The sequence below is a fragment of the Vreelandella subglaciescola genome (assembly GCF_900142895.1).
Taxonomy (GTDB): Bacteria; Pseudomonadota; Gammaproteobacteria; order Pseudomonadales; family Halomonadaceae; genus Vreelandella; species Vreelandella subglaciescola.
The window spans coordinates 495,982-518,361 of record NZ_LT670847.1; the positions used below are offsets into that span (position 1 = coordinate 495,982).

Consider the following 22,380-nt stretch of genomic DNA (forward strand, 5'->3'; position numbering starts at 1 on the left):
AGTGCAACGCCGTCATGGCGCCGCTCGCTTAACATTGTCAACAATTTACCGTAAAATCCTGCCATCCAGTCGCGCCATCCAACGCAACCGAGAGGGTCCACCGTGCTTGAAGCCTATCGCCAACATGTTACCGAACGTGCCGCTGCAGGAATTCCACCCAAACCTTTGAATGCCGAACAGGCCGCTTCTGTGGTGGATCTGCTGAAAAACCCGCCGGCGGGCGAAGAAGAGTTCATTCTGGACCTGATCACCCAGCGCATTCCCCCGGGCGTTGACGAGGCCGCCTACGTCAAGGCCGGTTTTCTTACCGCCATCGCCAAGGGCGAAGCCAGCTCACCGCTGATCGACCCGATTCACGCGGTCAAACTGCTGGGCACCATGCAAGGTGGCTACAACATCGCCGCGCTGGTCGAACTGCTGGATAACGCCACGCTTGCTCGTGAAGCCGGCGAACAGCTCAAGCACACCCTGCTTATGTTTGACGCCTTTCACGACGTGGAAGAGCGCGCCCGTAGCGGCAACACGGTCGCCCAGGACGTCATGCAGTCCTGGGCCGAGGCCGAATGGTATCTCTCCAAGCCCGCGCTGGCGGAAAAAATCACCCTGACCGTGTTCAAGGTGCCGGGCGAAACCAACACCGACGACCTCTCCCCCGCGCCCGATGCGTGGTCGCGCCCGGATATTCCGCTGCATGCCAACGCCATGCTGAAAAACCCGCGCGACGGCATCGAGCCGGTAACGCCGGGCGAAACCGGCCCGCTTGAGCAGATTGAAGCGGTCAAGGCCAGCGATTTCCCAGTGGTGTATGTCGGCGATGTGGTCGGCACCGGCTCATCGCGCAAGTCGGCCACCAACTCGGTCCTGTGGTTCTTCGGTGACGACATTCCCTACGCGCCCAACAAGCGCGCCGGCGGCTTCTGCTTTGGCGGCAACATCGCACCGATCTTCTTCAACACCATGGAAGACTCCGGCGCGCTGCCCATCGAGATGAACGTCGACCAACTGGCCATGGGCGACGTGATTGACGTTTACCCCTACGCGGGCAAGGTGTGCCGTCATGGCACCGACGAAGTGGTCTCGACCTTCGCGCTGAAAACCCAGCTGTTGCTGGACGAAGTACGCGCCGGCGGGCGGATTCCGTTGATCATCGGCCGCGGCCTGACCACCAAGGCGCGCGAATCGCTGGGGCTTGAGGCATCCGAGGTCTTCCGCCTGCCCGAGCAGCCCGCCGATACCGGCAAAGGCTTTACCCTGGCGCAGAAGATGGTCGGCAAGGCCTGCGGCCTGAACGGCGTACGCCCCGGCATGTACTGCGAGCCGAAGATGACCACCGTGGGTTCCCAGGACACCACTGGCCCGATGACCCGCGACGAGCTCAAGGATCTGGCCTGCCTCGGCTTTCAGGCGGACCTGGTGATGCAGTCGTTCTGCCACACCAGTGCCTACCCCAAGCCGGTTGACGTAGACACTCACCACACCCTGCCCGACTTCATCATGAACCGCGGCGGCGTCTCGCTGCGCCCGGGCGACGGCATCATCCACTCGTGGCTCAACCGCATGCTGCTACCCGACACCGTGGGCACCGGCGGTGATTCCCACACCCGCTTCCCCATGGGCATTTCGTTCCCCGCGGGCTCGGGGCTGGTGGCCTTTGCCGCCGCTACCGGGGTGATGCCGCTGGATATGCCGGAGTCCGTGCTGGTGCGCTTCAAAGGCCAGCGCCAGCCCGGCGTGACGCTGCGCGACCTGGTTCACGCGATCCCCTATTACGCGATCCAGCAGGGGCTGTTGACGGTTGAAAAATCGGGTAAGAAAAACGCTTTCTCCGGCCGCGTGCTGGAAATCGAAGGGCTTGAAGACCTCACCGCCGAACAGGCTTTTGAGCTGTCCGACGCCTCCGCCGAACGCTCGGCCGCCGGCTGTACCATTACCCTGTCCGACGACAGCGTTAGCGAGTACCTGCGCTCCAACATCACCCTGCTCAAGTGGATGATCGGCAACGGCTACGGCGAAGCGCGCACCATCGAACGCCGTATTCAGGGCATGCAGGCGTGGCTGGACAACCCCAGCCTGATGCGCGCCGACAAGGACGCCGAGTACGCCGAAGTCATCGAGATCGACCTCGACGAGCTCAAGGAGCCCGTGCTCTGCGCGCCCAACGATCCCGACGATGCACGCCTGCTTTCCGACGTCGCCGGCGAGAAGATCGATGAAGTCTTTATCGGCTCGTGCATGACCAACATCGGCCACTTCCGCGCCGCCGGAAAACTGCTGGAACAACAGCCCGCCGGCAGCCTGAAGACCCGCCTGTGGCTCGCTCCGCCGACCAAGATGGACCAGCACCAGCTGACCGCCGAAGGCTACTACGGCATCTTTGGCCGCGCCGGCGCACGCATGGAAATGCCCGGCTGCTCGCTGTGCATGGGTAACCAGGCGCGCGTCGCGGCCAAGAGCACCGTGGTGTCCACGTCGACGCGTAACTTCCCCAACCGCCTGGGCGACGGCGCTAACGTTTACCTCGCCTCGGCCGAGCTTGCCGCCGTCGCCGCGGTAGAAGGCCGCCTGCCCAGCGTCAGCGACTACCGCCGCTACGTCAGCGAGTTTGACGCCATGGCCGGCGAGATCTACCGCTACATGAACTTCGATGAAATCGAGGAATACCAAAAGGTCGCCTCCAACGTGATTCCGGTCGCCGAACAGGCCTAACAAACACCGCTAACGTAGGCCTCTGCACACGCGCCCCTCTTGATTGCTCCAGTGATACATGGAGAATCAACGGGCGCTTTTCTTTTATTGATCAAACGGCCATTCAGAGGAACCACCCGTGACGCAACCCGACGTGAATACCATTGTGACTCCGGATATCTGCGACGCCTACCCCGAGGTCAGCGTCATCGCCCCGCTGTTTACCAACTTCGGCGGCGTTCGTGCCTTTGCCGGCCCGGTACGCACCGTGACCTGTTTTGAAGACAACTCCATGGTCAAGCAGGCGGTGGGCGAACCGGGCGACGGCGCGGTGCTGGTGGTCGATGGCGGCGGCTCCCAACGCTGCGCCATGCTGGGTGACATGCTGGCGCAAAAAGCCGCCGACAACGGCTGGGCGGGTATCGTGATGTACGGCTGCGTGCGCGACGTGGACATTCTCGCGCGCACTCAACTAGGCGTGCAGGCGCTGGGCAGCCACCCGCGCAGAAGCAATAAGCGCGGCGAAGGCACGCGCGATATCACCGTGGATATTGCTGGCGTCAGCGTGCGCCCCGGCCAGTGGTTATACGCCGACAACAACGGCATTGTGATTGCCGAGCAGGCGCTTGAGCTTTAATCGCGTATGCCGCCTCACGTAACGCCACACCTGCAGCCACTCAGACAGCTTGGCGCCTCACTACTGCGCACGTTTCGCGAGCGCCTGCGCACGCTGATCGCCTTTCACCTGCTATTTACCCTGCTGGCCTCCACGCTGGTGCTGCCGGGCATCGCCTGGGCAACCCGCGCGCTGTTTGCCCGGCTGGGTTCTGCCGTGGTCACGGCCGACGAGCTGGTCGCGCTACTATTTACCCCCGTGGGGCTGGTCAGCGTGCTCGCCGCGCAGGGGCTGGCCTTCTGCATCCTGTATTGGCAGCAGGCCGGCATGCTCCACGTGGCCACCAGCCGCCATGACCAAAGCCACTACCGCCTCACGCTTTGGGCTCTGTGGTCAAGCACGCGTCGCCTGCCTGCACTGGCCGGGCTGGTGGTGCTTCAGGTGGGTAGCCACCTGCTGCTGCTGGCGCCGTTCATGGCGGGCATCGCCTGGCTGTACGACCTCTGGCTTGGCGGGCTGGATACCTACTACCTGCAAAAAGTCCGCCCGCCGGTGCTGTGGTACTTCATCGCCTGCGCCCTGCCGCTGCTGCTGGGCTGGGCATGGCTTGCCGGGCGGTTATATCTGCGCTGGCTGCTGGCGCTGCCGCTGGTCGCGCTGGAACATGAAGCGCCCCACCGCGCGCTGGCGCGCAGCGTCGCACTGACCCGCGGCTGGCACCGCTCTATTGGCGCGGCCGTCATGCTGGTGCTGGTTGGCATTATTGCGCTGCCGATACTCGCCACGCTGGCCTTTGATGCGCTGTTCACCCCGCTTTTGGCGTGGCTGCCCGAACGTTATAGCGTGCTGCTGCCCGCCATGCTGGCCTATCTCACGGGCTATGTGTTGCTGACTCTGGCCCTGACGTTTACCGGCATTGCACTCAACGCGCTGCTCTCGGCGTGTTTGTACATGCAGCTCGCTCACCGGCAACAGCGCCCCACCGCACCGCCCGGCGCCCGTGCAGGAAGGCTTGGCTGGGCCGTCGAACTGGGCGTCATCGCGCTGGCCGCGCTGCAGGCCGGGTGGATTCTCAACAGTTTTGAGCTTGAAGACGACGTGGCCATCATCGCCCATCGCGGCAGTTCCAAACGCGCCCCGGAAAACACCCTGTCGGCTTTCAAGCGCGCCATTCAGGACGGCGCCGACGCCATCGAGCTCGACGTGCGCCTGAGCGCCGACAGCCAAGTGATGATTTATCATGATCGCAGCCTTGCCCGGCTGACCGGAGACCCGCGTGATATCAGCGATTTGACCCGCGAGGAGCTATCTCACTTTGACATCGGCAGCTGGTTTGGCCATGCCTTTCGCGACGAGCGTATTCCCTCGCTTAGTCAGGCACTTGAGACCACTCGCGGCAAAGCGGGACTAATGATTGAGCTCAAACCCGCCCCCGGCAACGAGCGCGCGCTCGCCACTTCGGTGATCGCCGAACTTAATGCAGAAACCGACGCCCGTTACGCCTGCTGGGCAGAAGTATCAGCGCCCGCCAGCGCCTATCCCCGGTGCGGCTACCCGGATGCCTGGCCCGAAATGCGCATTGCGTCCATGTCACCGTCGCTGGTGAGCACGGTCGAAAAACTGGCACCCTCGCTACGCACCACGCTACTCGCCCAGCTGGTGCTTCCCGGCACCATTGATCGCCGCGGATTTGACGCGCTGGGGCTACGGCACAACCGCATCACGGAAAACGAAATGCGCCTGGCAGCCACCTACGGCTATGAAGTACACGCCTGGACGGTCAACGGCCGCAAGCGCATGGCGACGCTGCTGGATATGAGCGTGGATGCGATCATTACCGACTACCCCGACCGTCTGGCTGCCCTGCTGGCCGAACGTAGCGAGTTAAGCGATGGCGGCCTGCTGCTGATCAAACTGCACAGCTGGCTGCGCCAGTAGGCGCAATCCCACTAGCTCGGCGCTAGTCACCCATCACGATGCCTTCGCGGCGCGGATCGGCGCCGCCGAACAGAGTGCCATCCTGCTGGCGGACGATTACACCGAGTCCGCTGGTCAAATCGCGCTCGTTAAGCGTATGCCCTCGCTCGCGCAGGGCATCTGCCGTGGCATCCGGCAGGCGATCTTTTTCCACATACACTTCGCCACCCAGCGTTACCACGTGGGGCAGTTCAAGCGCCTGCTGGGCGTTTAATCCCCAGTCGCGCAGCGCCACCAGGGTTTGCGCCACGTAGGGAATAATCGCCGCGCCGCCGGGGCTGCCCAGGCTGGCCACCAGCTCGCCAAGCTCATTCTCACCCTCGCTTTCGTGCTCACTATTGTTCTCAAATATCAGCGTCGGGCTCATGCTCGAGCGCGGCCGCTTGCCGGGCTGAACACGGTTGGCCACCGGCTTGCCGTCTACCTCCGGGGTAAACGAAAAGTCGGTCAGCTGGTTATTCAGCAGGTAGCCGCCGGCAAGCCCGGTGCCGCCATCGGCGAAAATCCGCGAACCGAACGCCTGCTCGATGGAGGTGGTCATGGCAACGGCTCCGCCGTCGGCATCAACAATGCTGATATGGCTGGTGCCATATTCAGGCTGGCGCGGCGGTGTGGCCAGGCTTACATCAAGCGCTCCCGGCTGGCCCGGCGCCACCTCGTCGCCCAGGCTTTTGTCGGGCGACATCAATTCGGCACGGCGCTCCAGATACGCCGGCGCCAGCAGGGTTTGCCAGTCGCCGCCGGGAGCCTCGACAAACGCCGGGTCGCCGATATAGCGGTTGCGGTCGGCAAAGGCCAACCGTGAGGCTTCAATGAAGCGATGCAGCCAGTCGCTGCTGGGTGCGCCGTGATCCAGCGGTGCCTCGGCCATGGGCTTTTGATCCAGCATGCCGAGTATCTGCATCACGGTCAGATGCCCCGATGACGGCGGCGGAAAACCGCACACCTCCCACTGCTGCCACGGCGTACACACAGGCTCGCGCTCTTTGATTTCATAGCTTTCCAGATCATCGACCGTCAAGGTGCCCGGCTGCGCCTGTGACTGAACCCGGTCAGCCAGATCCCGAGCAATACTACCCTCATAAAACGCCTCACTACCGCGCTGGGCAATATCTTCCAGTATCGCGGCCAACGCGGGGTTGGTCAGCGTTTCGCCCACGGCCAGCGGCTCGCCCTCAGCGGTATAGTAAAATGCCTTGGCGGCCGGGTTGCGCGGCAGGGCCTCATTGCTTGCCAGGCTCTGGTGCAGCCGCTGGCTCACTTTGAAACCGTCTCTGGCCAGCGTAATGGCTGGCGTAAACAGCGTCTTCCACGCCAGCTTGCCGTATTCAGCGTGGGCTTTTTCCAGCATTTTTACCGTACCCGGTACGCCCACCGAACGGCCGCTGGTGACGGCGTCCATAAATGCCAGCGGTTCGCCCTGCTGATCAAGAAACAGCGTCTCATCGACGCCCGCCGGCGCGGTTTCACGACCATCAAAGGCGGCCACTTGGCTACCGTCGAAATGCAACAGGAAGCCGCCGCCGCCAATGCCGCTGGACTGCGGCTCTACCAGCGCGAGCACCATCTGCACGGCGACTGCGGCATCAATCGCGTTGCCGCCCGCCTTCAGAATCTGGTAGCCCGCGTCCACCGCCAGCGGGTTCGCCGCCACCACGGCGAAGGAGTCGGCACTCCATCCCGGCTTTTCCTCAAAGCCTGAGGCCGATTCAGGGCTGATCGCCGGCGTTTGGTAATCAAAGCCCAGGGCCGCAAGCGGCAGTAGCAACATGCCCAGCGGAACCAGCCGTTTTTTAAAACGTAGCATACGTAATTTTCCTCTGATCAGCGTAACGAAAAGGCCCGGCACATGGCCGGGCATTCGCTTCAGGATCGGGCGCAAACCGAGGATGAAGCCAAGACTAAAGGTAGCGCAAAACAGCTGGCGCAAAAACGCTAGTCCTGTGTTTTACCGGCGAGCATCAGCCAGGTTTCGAGCACCGCATCAGGATTGAGCGATACCGAATCGATACCCTGCTCCATCAGCCACTTGGCAAAATCCGGGTAATCCGACGGCCCTTGCCCACAAATCCCCACGTACTTACCTTGAGCTTTGCAGGCTTGAATCGCCATGGCCAGCAGTTTTTTCACCGCCGCGTTACGCTCGTCGAACAGGTGCGCCACTATGCCCGAATCCCGATCCAGCCCTAGCGTCAGCTGGGTCAGGTCGTTGGAGCCGATCGAGAAACCGTCAAAGTGTTCAAGAAACTCGTCGGCCAGCAGGGCGTTAGCCGGCAGCTCACACATCATGATGATTTTCAGTCCGTTTTCACCGCGCTTCAGGCCGTTGGCGGCGAGCAAATCAACGACCTGGCTAGCCTCGGCGGGCGTACGCACGAACGGCACCATGATCTCGACGTTATCCAGCCCCATTTCCTCGCGCACGCGCTTCAACGCCCGACACTCAAGCTCAAAGCACGGCCGGAAGGCATCAGAAATGTAGCGCGACGCGCCGCGGAAACCGAGCATGGGGTTTTCTTCGCCGGGCTCGTAAAGCTTGCCGCCAATCAGGTTTTCGTATTCGTTGGACTTGAAGTCGGACAGCCGCACAATGACGCGCTTGGGATGAAACGACGCCGCCAGCGTGGAAATGCCTTCAACCAGTTTATCCACGTAGAAGCTGACCGGATCGGCGTAACCGGCGGTGCGCAGATCAATAACCTGCTGCAGCTCGGTGGGCAGCGTGGCGTAGTCCAGCAGCGCCTTGGGGTGGACGCCAATCATGCGATTGATGATGAACTCAAGCCGTGCAAGCCCGACGCCGGCGCTGGGCAGGCCGGCAAAACCAAAGGCGCGGTCGGGGTTGCCCACGTTCATCATGATATCGAACGGCAGCTCCGGCATGGCATCAATGCTGGATACCTTGCGATCAAACTCCAGCAGCCCTTCGTAAACGTGTCCGGTATCGCCTTCGGCGCAGGAGACGGTGACATCAACACCTTCATGCAGCTGCTCGGTGGAATCGGCGCAGCCAACGACCGCCGGAATCCCCAGTTCGCGAGCAATAATCGCCGCGTGGCAGGTGCGTCCGCCGCGGTTGGTCACAATGGCCGAAGCGCGCTTCATCACCGGCTCCCAGTCGGGGTCGGTCATGTCGGTCACCAGCACGTCGCCGTCCTGAACCTTGTCCATATCATCCGGACTTAGTATCACCTTGACCGCACCGCGCCCGATGCGCTGGCCAATCGCCCGTCCGGTGACCAGCGTGCGGCCCTTTTCACGCAGGGTGAAGCGCTCCAGGCGGCCACCTTCCTGCTGGGAAACGACCGTCTCCGGGCGCGCTTGAACGATGTAAAGCTCGCCGTCGTCGCCATCCAGTGCCCATTCGATATCCATCGGGCGGTGGTAGTGCTGCTCGATGGTCACCGCCTGACGGGCAAGCGCCATGGCCTGCTCATCGTTGATACAAAAACGGTTGCGGTCCTTGTGCTCAACGTCAACGGTCTCGACCGACTTGCCGGCGCTGGCCTCTTCGCCGTAAATCATCTTGATGCGCTTGGAACCCAGGTTACGGCGCAGCACTGCGGGGCGCCCGGCGGCGAGAGTCGGCTTGTGCACGTAAAATTCGTCGGGATTGACCGCACCCTGCACGACGGTTTCACCCAGCCCCCAGGAGGCCGTGACAAACACCGCATCGCGGTAGCCGGACTCGGTGTCCAGGGTGAACATGACGCCCGACGCGCCGGTCTCCGAGCGCACCATTTTCTGTACGCCAGCGGACAGCGCGACGTTTTCGTGCGCGTAGCCGCGGTGCACGCGGTAGGAGATCGCGCGATCATTGAACAGTGAGGCGAACACCTCGTGCACGGCGCGCTTGATGTTGGCGAAGCCTTCAATATTGAGGAAGGTTTCCTGCTGGCCGGCAAAGGACGCGTCGGGCAGGTCTTCCGCCGTGGCAGAGCTGCGCACCGCGGCCTTGAGGTTGGGATGGCGCACCAGCAGTTGATCGTAGGCATCCGCCAGCGCCGCCTCAAAGGCCGGCGGCAGCGGCGTATCGATGATCCACTGGCGAATCTCGCTGCCGGCTTTTGACAGCGCTTTAACGTCATCAACATCAAGGCGTTTGAGCGTGTCATTAATGCGCTCGTTCAGCCCGTCGTGGGAGAGAAACTCGCGATACGCATGGGCGGTCGTGGCAAAACCGCCAGGTACGGTCACGCCCACCCCCGACAGATTTGAAATCATTTCACCCAGCGAGGCGTTCTTGCCGCCAACGCGTTCGACATCGGTCATGCCCAATTGATCGAACCATAAAATGTACTCTTCCACGCAACCCCCTCGCACTGGTTTTTGCAGCGGCTCTGTTACCCGCGGCGTTTGCCACGACCGAGCTGCAACGGCTTGTCACCACGGCCGGTAGACCGCCGGTTATTAACGTTGCCACCCTAGCATTCAGGCAAGGCCTAAACCATTGGTCTAATCGCTAAGAAGATGGAGGAGATTTACAACAAAAGGGGGATTTCCGGTAGTTTTGTAGTCAGCGGCAAATACTCGGTTCTGCGTGCTACCCTAGCTGCCAGCCATTATCGCGTTCCTCATGGACAACCCGCTCATTACCGGCATCACGAACAGGGCTTCAGGTTATGACACGTACCGCTTTTTTTATTTCCGACGGCACCGGGATTACGGCCGAAAGTCTGGGTCGCAGCCTGCTGGCACAGTTCAGCGGCGTTGACATCACCATGCTGACCAAGCCGTATATCGATACCGTGGAAAAAGCCGAGGAGCTTGCCGCTATTATCGAGGCCACCGCTGACCGCGACGGCGTGCGCCCGGTGGTGATCGACACCATTGTCGATGAGGATATTCGCGAGGTCATTCGGGCCGCGCCGTGCTTCAAGGTGGATATTTTTTCCACCTTTCTGGCCCCGCTTGAGCAGGAGCTGGCCACCCACTCGTCTTACAGCGTCGGGCGCACCCACGCCATCGGCAGCGACGACGTGTACATGGATCGTATCCACTCGGTGCATTTTGCCCTGGATAACGACGACGGCGCGCGTATTCACCAGTATGACGAAGCCGACGTTATCCTGATTGGCGTCTCGCGCTGCGGCAAAACGCCGACGTCACTGTATCTGGCGCTGCAGTTTGGCATCCGCGCAGCCAACTACCCGCTGACCGAAGACGACCAGGACGAAGACGGCGTGCTGAAGCTGCCCCGGTTTCTGGCCGAGCACCATCACAAGCTGTTCGCCCTGACCATTGACGCGCGCCGGCTGGCGGCCATCCGCAACGAACGCCGGCCCAACAGCCGCTACAGCTCGATGGACCAATGCCTGCAAGAGGTAGAACAGGCAGAATCGCTGTACCGTTCGCTGCACATTCCCAGCATCGACACCACGCGCTTTTCCGTCGAGGAGATTTCCACCCGCATGATTTCCGAAACCGGGCTGGTACGGCGATTTTCACCGCGTTAAAGCGCTTGTTGAATCCCCACTTAAAGCCCTTTGGGTGCAAAGATGCCCGGCGCATTGCGCCAATAGCCTTTGTAATCCATACCGAAGCCAAACACGTAGCGGTCGACGACTTTCAGGCTGCAATAATCGGCCTTGAGCCCCGGCACGGCCTTGCGGTCGTGCTGCTTATCCACCAGCACCGCAGTGGTAACGCTTGCCGCCTGCGCTTCTTCGCAATAATCCAGAATCGCGGCAAGCGTTGAACCTTCGTCCAGAATATCGTCGACGATGACCACGTGACGCCCGGCCATGGGCACCTCGGGTGACACCCGCCAAAAAAGATCGCCGCCGTGCAGCTGGCTGCGATACCGAGTGGCATGGATATAGTCCACTTCCAGTGGAAACCCCAGCCGGGTTAGCAGATGCCCGGTGGTAATCAGCCCGCCGTTCATCACGCAATAAAATACCGGCAGCTTGTCCCCCAGATCACGGGTAATGGCCTCTGCCATGCGATCCAGCGCCTGTTCTACCTGCTGTTGGGAAATCAGGCAGTCGGCATTATCCATCAGCTCGCGCATCGAGTCGCGAGACTCAAGCGCTTGTTTATCCAGCGTTACCATGTCGGGATCCAGGGAGTTCGAAAAATCGGAAAGATAGAGTCAAAGAAAGCGATCGCCACGCGCGGCTATGAATCAACACCGCCATCGGCCAGTGCTTCAAGGCGTGCGTGGGTACGCCGCCAGCGGTTAAGGGCGACCAGCGCCTCCAGCTCGGGGCGGGCGCGGCCGTACCGCAGCTTGGCCGGCCGGCGGGTTTGCTGGCCGGCGTAAGCCGCGACCACCTCGCGCGCCGCGTCGCGGTCATTGCACACCAGCAGCATATCGCAGCCGGCACTCAGCGCAGCCTCGGCGCGCTCTATTGGCCCGCCCGCTTCGTGGGCGCCCCGCATGCTCAAGTCATCGGAGAAAATGCAGCCCTTGAAGCCCAGCGATTCGCGCAGCATGCCCAGCCAGCTGGGCGAAAAGCCCGCCGGACGCGCATCAAAATCGGGATAGATCACGTGTGCCGGCATAACGCCATCCAGCTGCCCCGCCAAGTGCGTAAAAGGCACCAAATCGTGCGCTTTAAGCTCGGCAAGCGGGCGTTCGTCTACCGGCAGCGCCACGTGCGAATCCGCCGCCACGCCGCCGTGGCCGGGGAAATGCTTGCCCACCGCCGCCATACCGGCTTCGTGCAGTCCCATGACGAATGCTTCGCCAAGGATCGCCACGGCCTGCGGATCGCTGCCAAAGCTGCGATCGCCGATCACGCTGGAAAGGCCGCAGTCGACGTCGAGCACCGGCGCAAAGGTAATGTCCAGCCCGCAGGCAGCCATTTCCATGCCCAGTAGCCAGCCGGCATCTTTGGCCAGTGAGGCGCCCTCTTGGGGCGAATCCACAAAGCGTTCGCCCAGCCGCGCCATCGGTGGCAGGCGGGTAACGCCTTGCCTGATGCGCTGCACGCGACCGCCTTCCTGGTCAATGGCAATCAGCAGCTCGGGGCGCTGGCGGCGAATTTCGGCGCACAGCCGGCTGACCTGCGCAGCGTTTTCCACGTTGCGGGCAAACAGAATGACGCCGCCTACCGCCGGTTCGCGCAGCAGGCGCGCCTCGGTAGCGCCAAGGCTTGGCCCTTCAAGGTCAAGCATGACCGGGCCTAGGGGTTGAGTCATCGTCAAGGATCCTGCAAAAGGGGAGCGTAATGTTAGACGATCATCGACGGCTGTCACAATACATCGAACTATTCACGCCGAACTATTCACACCGAGCCATCGTGCAGCCAGACCGGCGTGCCGGGTGACGCTTGGGTGAATAAGTAGTGTAGATCGTCAAGGCGCAGGCGCACGCAGCCGTGAGAGGCGGGCACGCCCATGGGCTCGTCGGGTGGCGTGCCGTGCAGATAAATATAGCGCCGTTGGGAATCCAACTGACCGCCGCGGTTGTGGCCTTTTTCCAGCCCGCACAGCCACAGGATACGGCTCAAAACCCAGTCGCGCTCGGGGTGTTTGGCGGCAAGCGCCGGGGTGTAGACGTCACCGGTTTCGCGCCGGCCACGAAAGGCGGCGTTGTCGGGAGCATCGGCGCCAATGGCGGCGCGCACATAGTGCCAGCCCAGCGGCGTTTGTCCACTGCCCTCACTCTGGCCGGTGCCGGCCTTGCCGGTCGAAATCAGGCAGCGGTGGCCTGGCGTTTGCCCGTGCCACAGCGTCAGCGACTGGTCGTGAATATCAATTTCAACCCATGCCGCGCTTTGCGGCGGAAGGTCGCTCAGTGTCGGGGTATGCATAAAGGTCCTGATCCTGACTGGCCTACGAGTCGTTAAAATAAAGCGGTATGCTGAGTATTCCGTGGCCGCGCTGAGTATCACACCGCCGGCCGCCCTGTCTCCAAAGCTATTACCACAACAGTTACCAAAACTGTTGCCCAAACCGATAGGTACTCCATGCCCCATTACGCTGACACCTGGACACTGAAGGAAATCGATCGGAGCCGGGGGGATCCCAAAGGGACGGCCTTTCGTGCCTTCAAGCGGCTCAAGGCTGGCTTTATCGAAGGCCACGATTTTTTCTACTTGAGTGCCAGCGAAGACGCTGAAAGCATCGAGCAATTACGCGACTCCGGGCGCATTTATGCCGCCACCATCAATGCGCTACTGTTTCCTGAAGCCAGCTATCAGGCCATTGTGAAACAGCTGGACACGGCATCCTGACCACTCGCCTACCGTGCCCGAGCGGTTACGCCTCGGCGGGCAGCGGCGCGTTCATGGCCGCGACCACCACCGGGCGCAGGCGTCTGACCAGGTCGCGCGTGGTGACCTGTTCGTCATAGTCTTTTTCGGCAATGTCTTTCAGCGCATCCAGCCCCGACAGGGTGAAAATCACCGTGCCCAGCACAAAGTGCAGCCGCCAGAAACGCTCGGCGTCGGGCAGCTCCGGCGTAGCCTTGCGCACCAGCTCGGTAAAGCGGGTAAACACATCGCCGTAGTGCTGTTGGATATGGCGACGCAGGTGCCCCTGTGCCTGGCTGTAGGCAAGCCCCAGCAATCGCATGAACACCTTGAGGCTGTTGCGCTCGGCGGGGACGGCAAGCACCGTGGCAGCCATGCTTTCGAGCAGCGCTTCAAGCGGAATGACCCGACCTTTATGCTCAGCTTCCAGCGCGTCAAGCGCAGCGTGAAAACGCAGCGTAAACGGATCAAGGTAGCGCGAAAAAACCGCCTGAATCAGCGCTTTCTTGGAGCCAAAGTGGTAGTTGACCGCAGCCAGGTTCACCTGGGCCTTGCTGGTAATGTGACGTAGCGACGTCTCGGCAAAGCCGCGCTCTGCAAACAGCACCTCGGCGGTATCCAAGATGCGCGTCATTGTATCCGGCTGAGCCATACGGCGCTCTCCCAAAACGGCTGTTTAAAACATAGCGGAATATTACGCCATGGCCAAACGCGGCTCAATCTTTCTCACGTACGGGCAGTCCCGTTGCGCCTGTATGCAGAGCGAGGCACCGGGCCATAGCACCGCTATTTTCAGACTATGTACTGGACATAGCCCCATACTGTATACTTAACCACAATCGCGCCGGGGTAAAACGCCGGCGCAACATGAGCCATCACCACACCATTAACCTCTGCATTAGCAACCCGCTGCCAACCACTGCGGGGTTGTTGCGATCCGGGAGCTTCCTATGGCGCAGGCATTAACCGCACGTCAGCAAAACGTGTACGACTTTATCGTCAAGACGATGGGCGATCACGGCTACCCTCCTACCCGTGCCGAAATCGCCCGGGCGCTGGGGTTTCGCTCGCCCAACGCCGCTGAAGAGCACCTGCGCGCGCTGGAACGCAAAGGCGCCATTCGTATCGTGCGTAATACCTCGCGCGGCATTCGCCTGCCCGCCCAGGACGCCTCCGTCGAATCAGCGATAGACACCGTCGGCAACAGCGACAGCGCTTCTCAGGGGCTGCCGATTATCGGCGAAGTCGCCGCTGGAAGTCCGATACTCGCCGCCGAGCACATCGACCGCTACTGCCCGCTGCCGGCGGAATATTTCACGCCCAAAGCCGACTACCTGTTGCGCGTACGCGGGCTGTCCATGAAAGACGTGGGTATTCTGGAAGGCGATCTGCTCGCGGTACACCGCACCGAACACGTTCGTGACGGGCAGATCGTGGTCGCCCGGATTGACGACGACGTCACGGTCAAACGTTTCCAACGCCAGGGGCATCACGTTCAGCTCACCGCCGAAAACACCGACTTCCCCCCCATTGATATTGACCTGCGCACCCAGGCGTTGGATATCGAAGGCGTCGGCGTTGGCGTCATCCGCGGTGGCAACGGCCAGGCGCTGGGCTAGTCATTGACTATCTCATTGACTATCGATATAGCGCTGATCGTTGAAGGTGGCCACCCAGTGCGGGTGGTACACCATCAAAATGATCAGCAACATGCCGGTAATAAAAGCTTCCGCCGGCATTAGCAGCGGCAAAAACCGGGCGTATTCTTTCGCCAGCAGTATCGCATGAGCGTCCTGGCTACCAATGAGAATCAGGCCGACGGCCGAGAGCCCGCCGGCCAATGTGGCCAGCGCCGAGCCGAAAAAACCGCAGACAAACATGAACAGCATGATGTTATCCGGCAGCTTGCGGTCGACAAATCGCCAGACCAACCCCACCACCACGGCCGGCACGATCCCCGTGACCAGCACGTTAACGCCCAGTAGTGTCCAGTCGTTGCGCCCGATGGCCACCATCGCCACGTTGACCAGCACGTTGCTCACCAGCGCCAGCGGCGCTTTGAACAGCAGCAATAGCAGCGTGGTAAACACCAGGTGCAGCGTCAGCCAGTCAACCGCTTGCGCACGCAGCTGCCACAGCACCACCACGCCGAGCGTTGCCGCCAGCCAGCGATGCTGAAGCGCGGTATCGTTGACCAATGCCTGCCAGGGCCTGAGCGTCATCAGCCAGGCCAGCAGTGCAAGAGAAACAGCGGCACACAGCACCAGCAACCAGGGCGACAGCACACTTTGCGCAAAAGACATAGCAACCTCGGCCTGAGACGTCCCCGCTAACGCCAAGGTGGCATCAAAACGGGACATGAGCGAAAAAAACGGCGGACGCAGTGTAGCGGATAGCCGCACGCAGCGCACTCGCCACCGCCCCGGCGATTGTGAGCCGCCCCCGCAATCCCGTATAGTAAAGCCCTACTTTCAAGGCATTTTATACCCGATGGATCCCACACGCGTTACCGTTCGTCCCCGACACCGCCATCCCCTGCGTCTGCTGCCGCTGGGCGGATGCGGCGAGATCGGTATGAATCTGACGCTTTACGGCTATGCCGATGAGTGGATTGCCGTGGACTGCGGCATGATGATCCGTCAGGACCTGCCCGACACACCCCTGCAAGTCCCCAATTTCGAGACGCCCCGGACGCTGGGCATTACGCCCCGCGCGCTGTTTATTACCCACGGTCATGAAGACCACATCGGTGCCGTGGCTTGGCTATGGCCACACTGGCAGTGTCCGATTTACGCCACCCCGCTTGCCGCCGGGTTGCTGCGCCTCAAATTTGCCGAACATGGCCTTGCGCCTAACGCCATTCGCGTTATAGAGCCGGGAGAAGCCTTAAGCTCGGGGGCTTTTACCCTGCGCTATCTGCCGCTGCCCCACTCTATTCCGGAAAGCTGCGCGCTGATGATCGCCGCCGGGCGCCAGCGCGTACTGCACACCGGCGACTGGAAGCTTGACCCCGACCCGCTCGTTGGCCCAGCGCTGGACGCCGAGCAGTTCCGCGCGCTCGCGCCTGTGGATCTTGTCGTCGGTGACTCCACCAACGCGCCGGTACCGGGGCATTCGGCCAGTGAGGGCGACGTCGCCCGGGCGCTGGCCGAGACGCTGGCCGAGTGCCGGGGCCGCGTGGTGGTTTCCTGCTTTGCCAGCAACATTGCCCGCATTGTGGCCGTGGCGCGTGCGGCCAACCAGACGGGACGGCGTATCAGCCTGATGGGGCGCTCAATGGAGCGCATGGTCAGCGTTGCCCGAGGGCTTGGCTATCTGGAAGAGTTGCCGCCGCTGGTGCCGATTCACGATCTGGGCTATTTGCCGCCCCATGAAGTGGTGGTTATCGCCACGGGTAGCCAGGGAGAGCCCCGCGCGGCGCTGACACGACTGGCGCAGGGGCGACACCCGCACATGGAGCTTGCCACCGGCGACAGCGTGATTTTTTCGGCCAAAGCCATTCCCGGCAACGAGCGCCCCATTGAGCGGCTTAAAACGCGGCTTGAGCGTCTCGGCGTCACGCTGTTTGATGAGTTCAATCGCCCCGCGCTTCACGCCACCGGCCACCCCGCACAGGAAGAGCTGAAAACGCTTTACAGCTGGATCAAACCCACGCATTTACTCCCCGTTCACGGCGAAGCGCGCCACCAGCAGGTTCATCGGGAGCTCGCGGAGTCGCTGGGCATCAATGCACCTCTGTCGCCGCTCAACGGCGACATGATCCGCTATGATGAAAACGGCCTGCATCGTGAAGCACGCCACCCGCAACCGCCGTGTATTGTCAGCCAGAACGCCGTGGTGGCCCACCCGGGGCTTGATGACGCCAGCGCACACGGGCGCCGGGGCAGCCTGCATCTGGCCCTGCCAGTCACCGCCACTGATACCGGCTGGGCGCGCATCGGCCGGCTGATGCTCGAAAGCACCGGCGCCAGCCCGCTGGATGAAGACAGCTTCAGCGACTGGCTGGACGATCAGCTAGACGCCATTCACGCCGACACCCTGGCTGAACTGCGCCAATCGCTGAAGCCGTGCCTGCTGGGCTGGCTGGCCGAGCATATGCAGCACCTGCCCAGCATCCACTTGCAGATCATGGCGGCAGAGATGCCGTCTTTTAGCTGAGCGCCAGCCCGCGACGTCACGGCTAAATCAAGACTCCCAGCGGTCGGCATCAGCGTAGTCGGTGGCGCGCTCCTTCACCCAGTAATCCCCGCTTCTGGCGTGTTCTTTTTTCCAGAACGGCGCCCGGGTTTTGAGAAAATCCATGATGAAATCGCAGGCCTCAAAGGCATCGCGCCGGTGGGCGCTTGCTGCACTAACGCGCACAATGCCGTCGCCCGGCGCCATGTAGCCCACGCGGTGAACGATGCGCACGCCCTTCAGCGGCCAGCGCTTCCACGCTTGCTCGCCGATCTCTTCAAGCGTGCGCTCGGTCATACCGGGGTAGTGTTCCAGGGTCAGCCCGGTGACATCGGGCGTTTCGTTGAAATCGCGCACCAGACCGGTGAAACACACCACTGCCCCGATATCGGTACGCCCGTGGCCAAGCTCGCGGCTGTCATCGACGCCGCTAAACGGTTCGCGCTGAACGCTGACGCGAATGTCTTTGTGAACGTCCATGCTAGCCCCCGGTGACGGGTGGAAAAAACGCCACCTCGTCTTCGTCGGTAATACGTGCGCTGTCGTTGGCCATGACCTGATTAATGGCACACAGAATACGCCGTTCGCCCAGCGCCTCAAACGCTGAGTCGCGCGCCGTCAGCGTGGCCTTCAGGCCCGCCACGTCGCAGTTTTCCAAGTCATCCAGCGCCACTACCGCTTCACTTTCACCCACCCGCTCGCGCAGTTCAGCCAGAAACTTGACGCGCACGCAGGGGGCATAACAGCGCTCGCCCAGCGACACCTCACGCGTAGCGCTATCGCCCGTCACGATGGGCAGTGTAGCGCTGCTGCGCTGATAAACGCCTCGCCGGCCGCCGCTTTTGTGCTCCAGCTGCACCGCCTCAATGCGCATGTCCTTGTCCACCGCCTTGCACATGTCATAAAGCGTCAGGCACGCCACCGACACGGCGGTCAGCGCTTCCATTTCCACCCCGGTGCGGCCGGTCAGGCGACACATCGCCTCAACGTGGACACAGCTGTTCGCCACGTCTATATCAAACTCCAGCGCCACTTTGGAAAGCGCCAGCGAATGGCACAGCGGAATCAGCTCGTGGGTACGTTTGGCCGCCTGGATACCGGCGATACGCGCCGTGGCGATCACGTCGCCCTTGGGTAGCGCACCGTCCACCAGCAGCTCAAGGGTTTCCGGCTGCATCACGATGCGCCCCGAAGCGATGGCCTCGCGGCGGGTTTCTTCTTTATCGCCCACGTCGACCATGCTGGCTTCGCCGTGCGCGTTAAGATGCGTCAACTGCATGTTTTCACCTTCCGTATCATCCCGCCGTTCAGGCATTATGCGTTGAGGGGCTGGCCAACATCAGCGCCGCGCCACTGTGCTGCAAAGCGGGCTATCCAGCCCGCAATGGCGCAGGTATCGTCGAGATCAAGCCGGCTGATGCCGGACGTCGCATGATGTTGGTCAAGCACGTGTTCGTCTGCCATCTTGAGGGCCACTGCGCGTACCCAAGGGTCTTTGAAAATAGCCGGATCCCCCACGCCGTCGCGATACAGCACCAGCTTGGGCAGCGGCCAGGCCTTGAAGCCTTCTACAATCACCAGATCCGGCGCGTGCAGCGCCATCATCTGAAGTAAATGGGCCAAATCCGGCTCGGCCTGACCGGGGGTTTCCTGCATCAGCGCGAAGCGCTCGCGGGAAGCCACCAGCATGGGCGCGGCGCCGGCGCTACGCAGCCGGTAGCTATCCTTGCCGGGCTTGTCCACGTCAAACGCATGGTGGGCATGCTTGATCACGCCGACGTTCAGCCCCCGGTCGCGCAGTAGCGGCAGCAGCTGCTCAAGTAGCGTTGTCTTTCCCGTCCCGCTCCATGCCGCCACGGCAAGCACCGGAAACGGCACGTCAAGGTCAGTTGCTGACATGGTGTCTCCTGATCAAAGCGCGCGGTTAGTCATCATCGCTTGCGCGAGGCAGCACCCAGTTAAGCACAATCCCCACCACGGCGGCCAGACTCACCCCCTGCAGGGTGAACTGGCCGTTGCCAAACTGCATGCCGCCGATACCAAAGACAAGAATCAGCGACACCACGACCAGATTACGCGGCGCGGTCAGCGCGTGCCCGGCGCGCACCAGGGTATTCATCCCCACCACCGCAATCGAGCCAAACAGCAGCGTCATGATACCGCCCATCACGGGGCCGGGAATGGTCTGCAAAAACGCCCCGAGCTTGGCCACAAACGCCAGCACAATCGCGGTGATCGCGGCGATAATCATGTAGGTCGGGTTAAACGCGCGCGTCAGCGTCACCGCGCCGGTGACTTCGGAATAGGTGGTGTTCGGCGGGCCGCCAAACAGCGCCGCCGCCATGGTCGCCAGCCCGTCGCCCAGCAGCGTGCGGTGCAGGCCGGGTTTTTCCAGATAGTTTTTACCCGTCACCGACCCAATTGCCACCATGTCGCCGATGTGCTCAACCGCCGGCGCGATGATGACCGGCACCATGAACAGCATCGCCGCCCAGTGAAACGTCGGCAGGGTAAAGTCGGGCAGCGCCACCCAGCTCGCACTGGTCATCGGGGTGAAATCCACCACGCCCATCAGCAGCGCCAGCACGTAGCCGGTGGCAATGCCGCCCATGATCGGCACCAGCCGCAGCAGGCCACGGCCGAATACGGCAAGTACCAGCGTCACCAGCAGGCTCGCCATCGACAACACGATCGCGCTGCCGTAGCCGATGTGATCACTGGTTTCACCGGTCGCCATGCTCACCGCCACCGGCGCCAGTGCCAGCCCGATCACCATGATCACCGGCCCGACCACAATCGGGGGCAGCAAGCGGTGCAGCCAGGCGGTGCCTTTCAAGCGTACCGCCTGCGACACCGCTACGTAAGCAAGGCCTGCCGCCATCAGCCCGCCCAGCGTATCCGAGACGCCAAAGCTTGCCACCGAGCCCTGAATAGGGGCGATAAACGCAAACGACGAGGCCAGAAACACCGGCACGCTGTTACGGGTGACGAAATGAAAGATCAGCGTGCCGATGCCCGCGGTAAACAGCGCCACGCTCGGCGAAAGGCCGGTCAACAACGGCACCAGCACCAACGAGCCAAAGGCGACAAAGAGCATTTGCACGCCGGTTAACAGCAGCTTTGGCCAGGACTCGACCGAAGCAGCAGCACTCGCTACCTTATGGCTTTTTCCCATCTTGTTTCTCCTGCGCCAACGCCGTTCGGGCGTGCGTTGGCGTTTGCTTGACAAAAAAATGCCCCCGGCGTCGAACGCAAGGGGCAATTAACACGGGCACCGCTTATCGGGTACCGAAAATCTTGTCGCCGGCGTCGCCAAGGCCGGGCACGATATAGCCGTTTTCATCGAGGCGCTCATCCACCGAGGCGGTGTAAATTTCAATATCGGGATAGGCTTTCTGTACGCGCTCGATCCCTTCGGGAGCGGCGACCAGCACGATCACTTTCATTTCCTTGCAGCCGCGCTGACGCAGCATATCCAGGGTGGCAAGCATTGAGCCGCCGGTAGCCAGCATGGGATCAATGACAATCGCCAGCCGCTCTTCGATATCGTTGGTGAACTTGTCGAAGTAAGGCACCGGCTGCAGGGTTTCCTCATCGCGATACAGGCCGACAACGCTAATCCGTGCGCTGGGGAGTAAATCGGTCACGCCTTCCAACATGCCAAGCCCCGCGCGCAGAATCGGCACTACCGTTACCTTCTTGCCCTTTAGCCGCCGCGTCGCGATCGGCTCGCCGTTCCAGCCCTGAATCTCGTGATCTTCCAGCGACAGCCCCTGGGTGGCTTCATAAGTGAGCAGCTTGGCCACCTCACCGGCCAGTTCGCGAAAGCTTTTGGTACTAAGGTCAGCTTCGCGCAACAGCCCCAGCTTGTGTTGCACCAGCGGATGGTTAATGGCGTGAACGCTCATGGGAGTTCCTCGTTCGGGGATGGGCAACGGCCGGCGTCGCCTAGCGTGCGGAATAAATAGGCGTGCGTAAAATTGCGCGACATTATACGCGCAATTCCTGCTCAGGTTAAGACCGAACTTCAGGCCGGCTCGTCAGGATGATCCGGCAGCTGCCATTGAACCGGCGCTCGACCCTGCTCCGCCAGAAACGCATTGGCACGGGAAAAATGCCGTGTGCCGAAAAACCCCCGATACGCCGACAGCGGTGACGGATGTGGCGCTTCCAGCACCAGATGGCGCCGTTGATCAATCAGCGCCTTTTTCTGCCGCGCATGGCTGCCCCAAAGCATGAACACACAGGGTGGCGCATGGGCACTGACGGTTTCAATGGCACGATCGGTGAAGGTCTCCCAGCCTTTGCCCCGGTGCGAGGCCGCATTGCCCTGCTCCACCGTCAGCGCGGTGTTGAGCATCAACACGCCCTGGCGTGCCCAGGGTTCGAGAAACCCGTGCTTCACCGGCGTAAATCCCACGTCGCTTGCCAACTCCTTGTAGATATTGACCAGCGAAGGCGGGACTTTGATGCCGGGCTGTACCGAAAAGCACAGCCCGTGCGCCTGGCTCGGGCCGTGGTACGGATCCTGACCCAGAATAATCACCTTGACCCGAGAAAGCGGCGTCAGCTCAAAGGCACGGAACCATTGGGAGGAATGGGGAAAAACGGCTTTTTTAGCGGCTTTTTCTTCAGCGAGAAAACGCTTCAGCGCCTGCATATAGTCGGCCTGAAACTCGTCGCCGAGCCATTGGTTCCACTCAGAGGGTAGCGGACTGATCATCA

General features: G+C 61.8%; 20 protein-coding genes. 7 read left to right on the plus strand and 13 right to left on the minus strand.

Going from position 1 to position 22,380, the window contains the following annotated elements; genetic code table 11:
• Positions 1 to 102 precede the first annotated feature (102 nt).
• From acnB to B5495_RS02270, 3 genes are all read left to right on the plus strand, one after another.
• Positions 103 to 2,706, plus strand: coding sequence for a bifunctional aconitate hydratase 2/2-methylisocitrate dehydratase (gene acnB, locus B5495_RS02260; protein WP_079550965.1), 2,604 nt, complete (start codon positions 103 to 105; stop codon positions 2,704 to 2,706).
• Positions 2,707 to 2,839: 133 nt separating this feature from the next.
• Entirely contained in the window at positions 2,840 to 3,322 is a 483-nt protein-coding gene (rraA, locus tag B5495_RS02265; protein WP_079554856.1) for a ribonuclease E activity regulator RraA, read from the plus strand.
• Between the two features lie 6 nt (positions 3,323 to 3,328).
• Complete coding sequence (locus tag B5495_RS02270; protein WP_079550967.1) at positions 3,329 to 5,239, plus strand: glycerophosphodiester phosphodiesterase family protein; 1,911 nt, start codon at positions 3,329 to 3,331, stop codon at positions 5,237 to 5,239.
• A gap of 22 nt (positions 5,240 to 5,261) precedes the next feature.
• Here the strand turns inward: B5495_RS02270 and ggt are convergent, their stop codons facing one another.
• Together ggt and ppsA are read right to left on the minus strand one after the other, a co-directional pair.
• The gene (gene ggt / locus B5495_RS02275) at positions 5,262 to 7,085 is read right to left on the minus strand and encodes a gamma-glutamyltransferase (protein ID WP_079550969.1); all 1,824 of its coding nucleotides are present in this window, start codon (positions 7,083 to 7,085) and stop codon (positions 5,262 to 5,264) included.
• A gap of 128 nt (positions 7,086 to 7,213) precedes the next feature.
• On the minus strand, positions 7,214 to 9,586 hold the full coding sequence (gene ppsA / locus B5495_RS02280; RefSeq protein ID WP_079550971.1) for a phosphoenolpyruvate synthase: 2,373 nt from the start codon (positions 9,584 to 9,586) through the stop codon (positions 7,214 to 7,216).
• A gap of 314 nt (positions 9,587 to 9,900) precedes the next feature.
• On the opposite strand from ppsA, the gene ppsR reads away from it, so the two are divergent.
• Complete coding sequence (ppsR, locus tag B5495_RS02285; protein ID WP_079550973.1) at positions 9,901 to 10,734, plus strand: posphoenolpyruvate synthetase regulatory kinase/phosphorylase PpsR; 834 nt, start codon at positions 9,901 to 9,903, stop codon at positions 10,732 to 10,734.
• 20 nt (positions 10,735 to 10,754) lie between these two features.
• Here ppsR and B5495_RS02290 read toward each other — a convergent pair whose 3' ends face one another.
• The 3 genes from B5495_RS02290 to B5495_RS02300 form a co-directional block, all read right to left on the minus strand.
• Positions 10,755 to 11,333, minus strand: a complete 579-nt coding sequence (locus B5495_RS02290) for a hypoxanthine-guanine phosphoribosyltransferase (protein WP_079550975.1) — start codon at positions 11,331 to 11,333, stop codon at positions 10,755 to 10,757.
• 65 nt (positions 11,334 to 11,398) lie between these two features.
• Positions 11,399 to 12,424, minus strand: coding sequence for a beta-N-acetylhexosaminidase (gene nagZ / locus B5495_RS02295; RefSeq protein ID WP_079550976.1), 1,026 nt, complete (start codon positions 12,422 to 12,424; stop codon positions 11,399 to 11,401).
• Between the two features lie 86 nt (positions 12,425 to 12,510).
• Positions 12,511 to 13,038 carry a L,D-transpeptidase gene (locus B5495_RS02300; RefSeq protein ID WP_079550977.1) on the minus strand — a complete coding sequence of 176 codons (528 nt, stop codon included), beginning with the start codon at positions 13,036 to 13,038 and terminating at the stop codon, positions 12,511 to 12,513.
• A gap of 156 nt (positions 13,039 to 13,194) precedes the next feature.
• Here B5495_RS02300 and B5495_RS02305 point away from each other — a divergent pair, with 156 nt between their 5' ends.
• Entirely contained in the window at positions 13,195 to 13,461 is a 267-nt protein-coding gene (locus B5495_RS02305) for a hypothetical protein (protein WP_079550978.1), read from the plus strand.
• Positions 13,462 to 13,486: 25 nt separating this feature from the next.
• Here B5495_RS02305 and B5495_RS02310 read toward each other — a convergent pair whose 3' ends face one another.
• Entirely contained in the window at positions 13,487 to 14,131 is a 645-nt protein-coding gene (locus tag B5495_RS02310) for a TetR/AcrR family transcriptional regulator (protein WP_079550979.1), read from the minus strand.
• Positions 14,132 to 14,429: 298 nt separating this feature from the next.
• On the opposite strand from B5495_RS02310, the gene lexA reads away from it, so the two are divergent.
• Entirely contained in the window at positions 14,430 to 15,098 is a 669-nt protein-coding gene (gene lexA, locus B5495_RS02315; protein ID WP_079550980.1) for a transcriptional repressor LexA, read from the plus strand.
• 12 nt (positions 15,099 to 15,110) lie between these two features.
• Here lexA and B5495_RS02320 read toward each other — a convergent pair whose 3' ends face one another.
• Positions 15,111 to 15,782, minus strand: a complete 672-nt coding sequence (locus tag B5495_RS02320; RefSeq protein ID WP_079554858.1) for an energy-coupling factor ABC transporter permease — start codon at positions 15,780 to 15,782, stop codon at positions 15,111 to 15,113.
• 271 nt (positions 15,783 to 16,053) lie between these two features.
• On the opposite strand from B5495_RS02320, the gene B5495_RS02325 reads away from it, so the two are divergent.
• Entirely contained in the window at positions 16,054 to 17,637 is a 1,584-nt protein-coding gene (locus tag B5495_RS02325; protein WP_079554860.1) for a ribonuclease J, read from the plus strand.
• A gap of 27 nt (positions 17,638 to 17,664) precedes the next feature.
• Here B5495_RS02325 and moaE read toward each other — a convergent pair whose 3' ends face one another.
• The 6 genes from moaE to ung all read right to left on the minus strand — a co-directional run bounded on the left by moaE (position 17,665) and on the right by ung (position 22,378).
• A complete protein-coding gene (gene moaE / locus B5495_RS02330; protein WP_079550981.1) occupies positions 17,665 to 18,135 on the minus strand; it encodes a molybdopterin synthase catalytic subunit MoaE in 471 nt (156 codons plus the stop codon).
• 1 nt (position 18,136) lies between these two features.
• Positions 18,137 to 18,934: a cyclic pyranopterin monophosphate synthase MoaC gene (moaC, locus tag B5495_RS02335; protein WP_079550983.1), complete on the minus strand. Its 798-nt coding sequence runs from the start codon at positions 18,932 to 18,934 to the stop codon at positions 18,137 to 18,139.
• A 35-nt stretch (positions 18,935 to 18,969) separates the two neighbouring features.
• Entirely contained in the window at positions 18,970 to 19,554 is a 585-nt protein-coding gene (gene mobB, locus B5495_RS02340) for a molybdopterin-guanine dinucleotide biosynthesis protein B (protein WP_079550985.1), read from the minus strand.
• 25 nt (positions 19,555 to 19,579) lie between these two features.
• A complete protein-coding gene (locus B5495_RS02345) occupies positions 19,580 to 20,830 on the minus strand; it encodes a uracil-xanthine permease family protein (protein WP_079550987.1) in 1,251 nt (416 codons plus the stop codon).
• Between the two features lie 103 nt (positions 20,831 to 20,933).
• A complete protein-coding gene (upp, locus tag B5495_RS02350; RefSeq protein WP_079550989.1) occupies positions 20,934 to 21,563 on the minus strand; it encodes a uracil phosphoribosyltransferase in 630 nt (209 codons plus the stop codon).
• A gap of 119 nt (positions 21,564 to 21,682) precedes the next feature.
• The gene (ung, locus tag B5495_RS02355; RefSeq protein WP_172824510.1) at positions 21,683 to 22,378 is read right to left on the minus strand and encodes a uracil-DNA glycosylase; all 696 of its coding nucleotides are present in this window, start codon (positions 22,376 to 22,378) and stop codon (positions 21,683 to 21,685) included.
• Positions 22,379 to 22,380: the final 2 nt, after the last annotated feature.

What these genes read in the sequence shown, in the direction of transcription:
- ppsR (WP_079550973.1), top strand. Translation starts at nt 9,901, where the DNA reads ATGACACGTACCGCTTTTTTTATTTCCGACGGCACCGGGATTACGGCC.
- moaC (WP_079550983.1), bottom strand. Translation starts at nt 18,934, where the DNA reads ATGCAGTTGACGCATCTTAACGCGCACGGCGAAGCCAGCATGGTCGAC.
- B5495_RS02290 (WP_079550975.1), bottom strand. Translation starts at nt 11,333, where the DNA reads ATGGTAACGCTGGATAAACAAGCGCTTGAGTCTCGCGACTCGATGCGC.
- B5495_RS02345 (WP_079550987.1), bottom strand. Translation starts at nt 20,830, where the DNA reads ATGGGAAAAAGCCATAAGGTAGCGAGTGCTGCTGCTTCGGTCGAGTCC.
- B5495_RS02320 (WP_079554858.1), bottom strand. Translation starts at nt 15,782, where the DNA reads ATGTCTTTTGCGCAAAGTGTGCTGTCGCCCTGGTTGCTGGTGCTGTGT.
- moaE (WP_079550981.1), bottom strand. Translation starts at nt 18,135, where the DNA reads ATGGACGTTCACAAAGACATTCGCGTCAGCGTTCAGCGCGAACCGTTT.
- lexA (WP_079550980.1), top strand. Translation starts at nt 14,430, where the DNA reads ATGGCGCAGGCATTAACCGCACGTCAGCAAAACGTGTACGACTTTATC.
- B5495_RS02300 (WP_079550977.1), bottom strand. Translation starts at nt 13,038, where the DNA reads ATGCATACCCCGACACTGAGCGACCTTCCGCCGCAAAGCGCGGCATGG.
- ung (WP_172824510.1), bottom strand. Translation starts at nt 22,378, where the DNA reads ATGATCAGTCCGCTACCCTCTGAGTGGAACCAATGGCTCGGCGACGAG.
- B5495_RS02270 (WP_079550967.1), top strand. Translation starts at nt 3,329, where the DNA reads ATGCCGCCTCACGTAACGCCACACCTGCAGCCACTCAGACAGCTTGGC.
- ggt (WP_079550969.1), bottom strand. Translation starts at nt 7,085, where the DNA reads ATGCTACGTTTTAAAAAACGGCTGGTTCCGCTGGGCATGTTGCTACTG.
- upp (WP_079550989.1), bottom strand. Translation starts at nt 21,563, where the DNA reads ATGAGCGTTCACGCCATTAACCATCCGCTGGTGCAACACAAGCTGGGG.
- nagZ (WP_079550976.1), bottom strand. Translation starts at nt 12,424, where the DNA reads ATGACTCAACCCCTAGGCCCGGTCATGCTTGACCTTGAAGGGCCAAGC.
- B5495_RS02305 (WP_079550978.1), top strand. Translation starts at nt 13,195, where the DNA reads ATGCCCCATTACGCTGACACCTGGACACTGAAGGAAATCGATCGGAGC.
- mobB (WP_079550985.1), bottom strand. Translation starts at nt 19,554, where the DNA reads ATGTCAGCAACTGACCTTGACGTGCCGTTTCCGGTGCTTGCCGTGGCG.
- B5495_RS02325 (WP_079554860.1), top strand. Translation starts at nt 16,054, where the DNA reads ATGAATCTGACGCTTTACGGCTATGCCGATGAGTGGATTGCCGTGGAC.
- B5495_RS02310 (WP_079550979.1), bottom strand. Translation starts at nt 14,131, where the DNA reads ATGGCTCAGCCGGATACAATGACGCGCATCTTGGATACCGCCGAGGTG.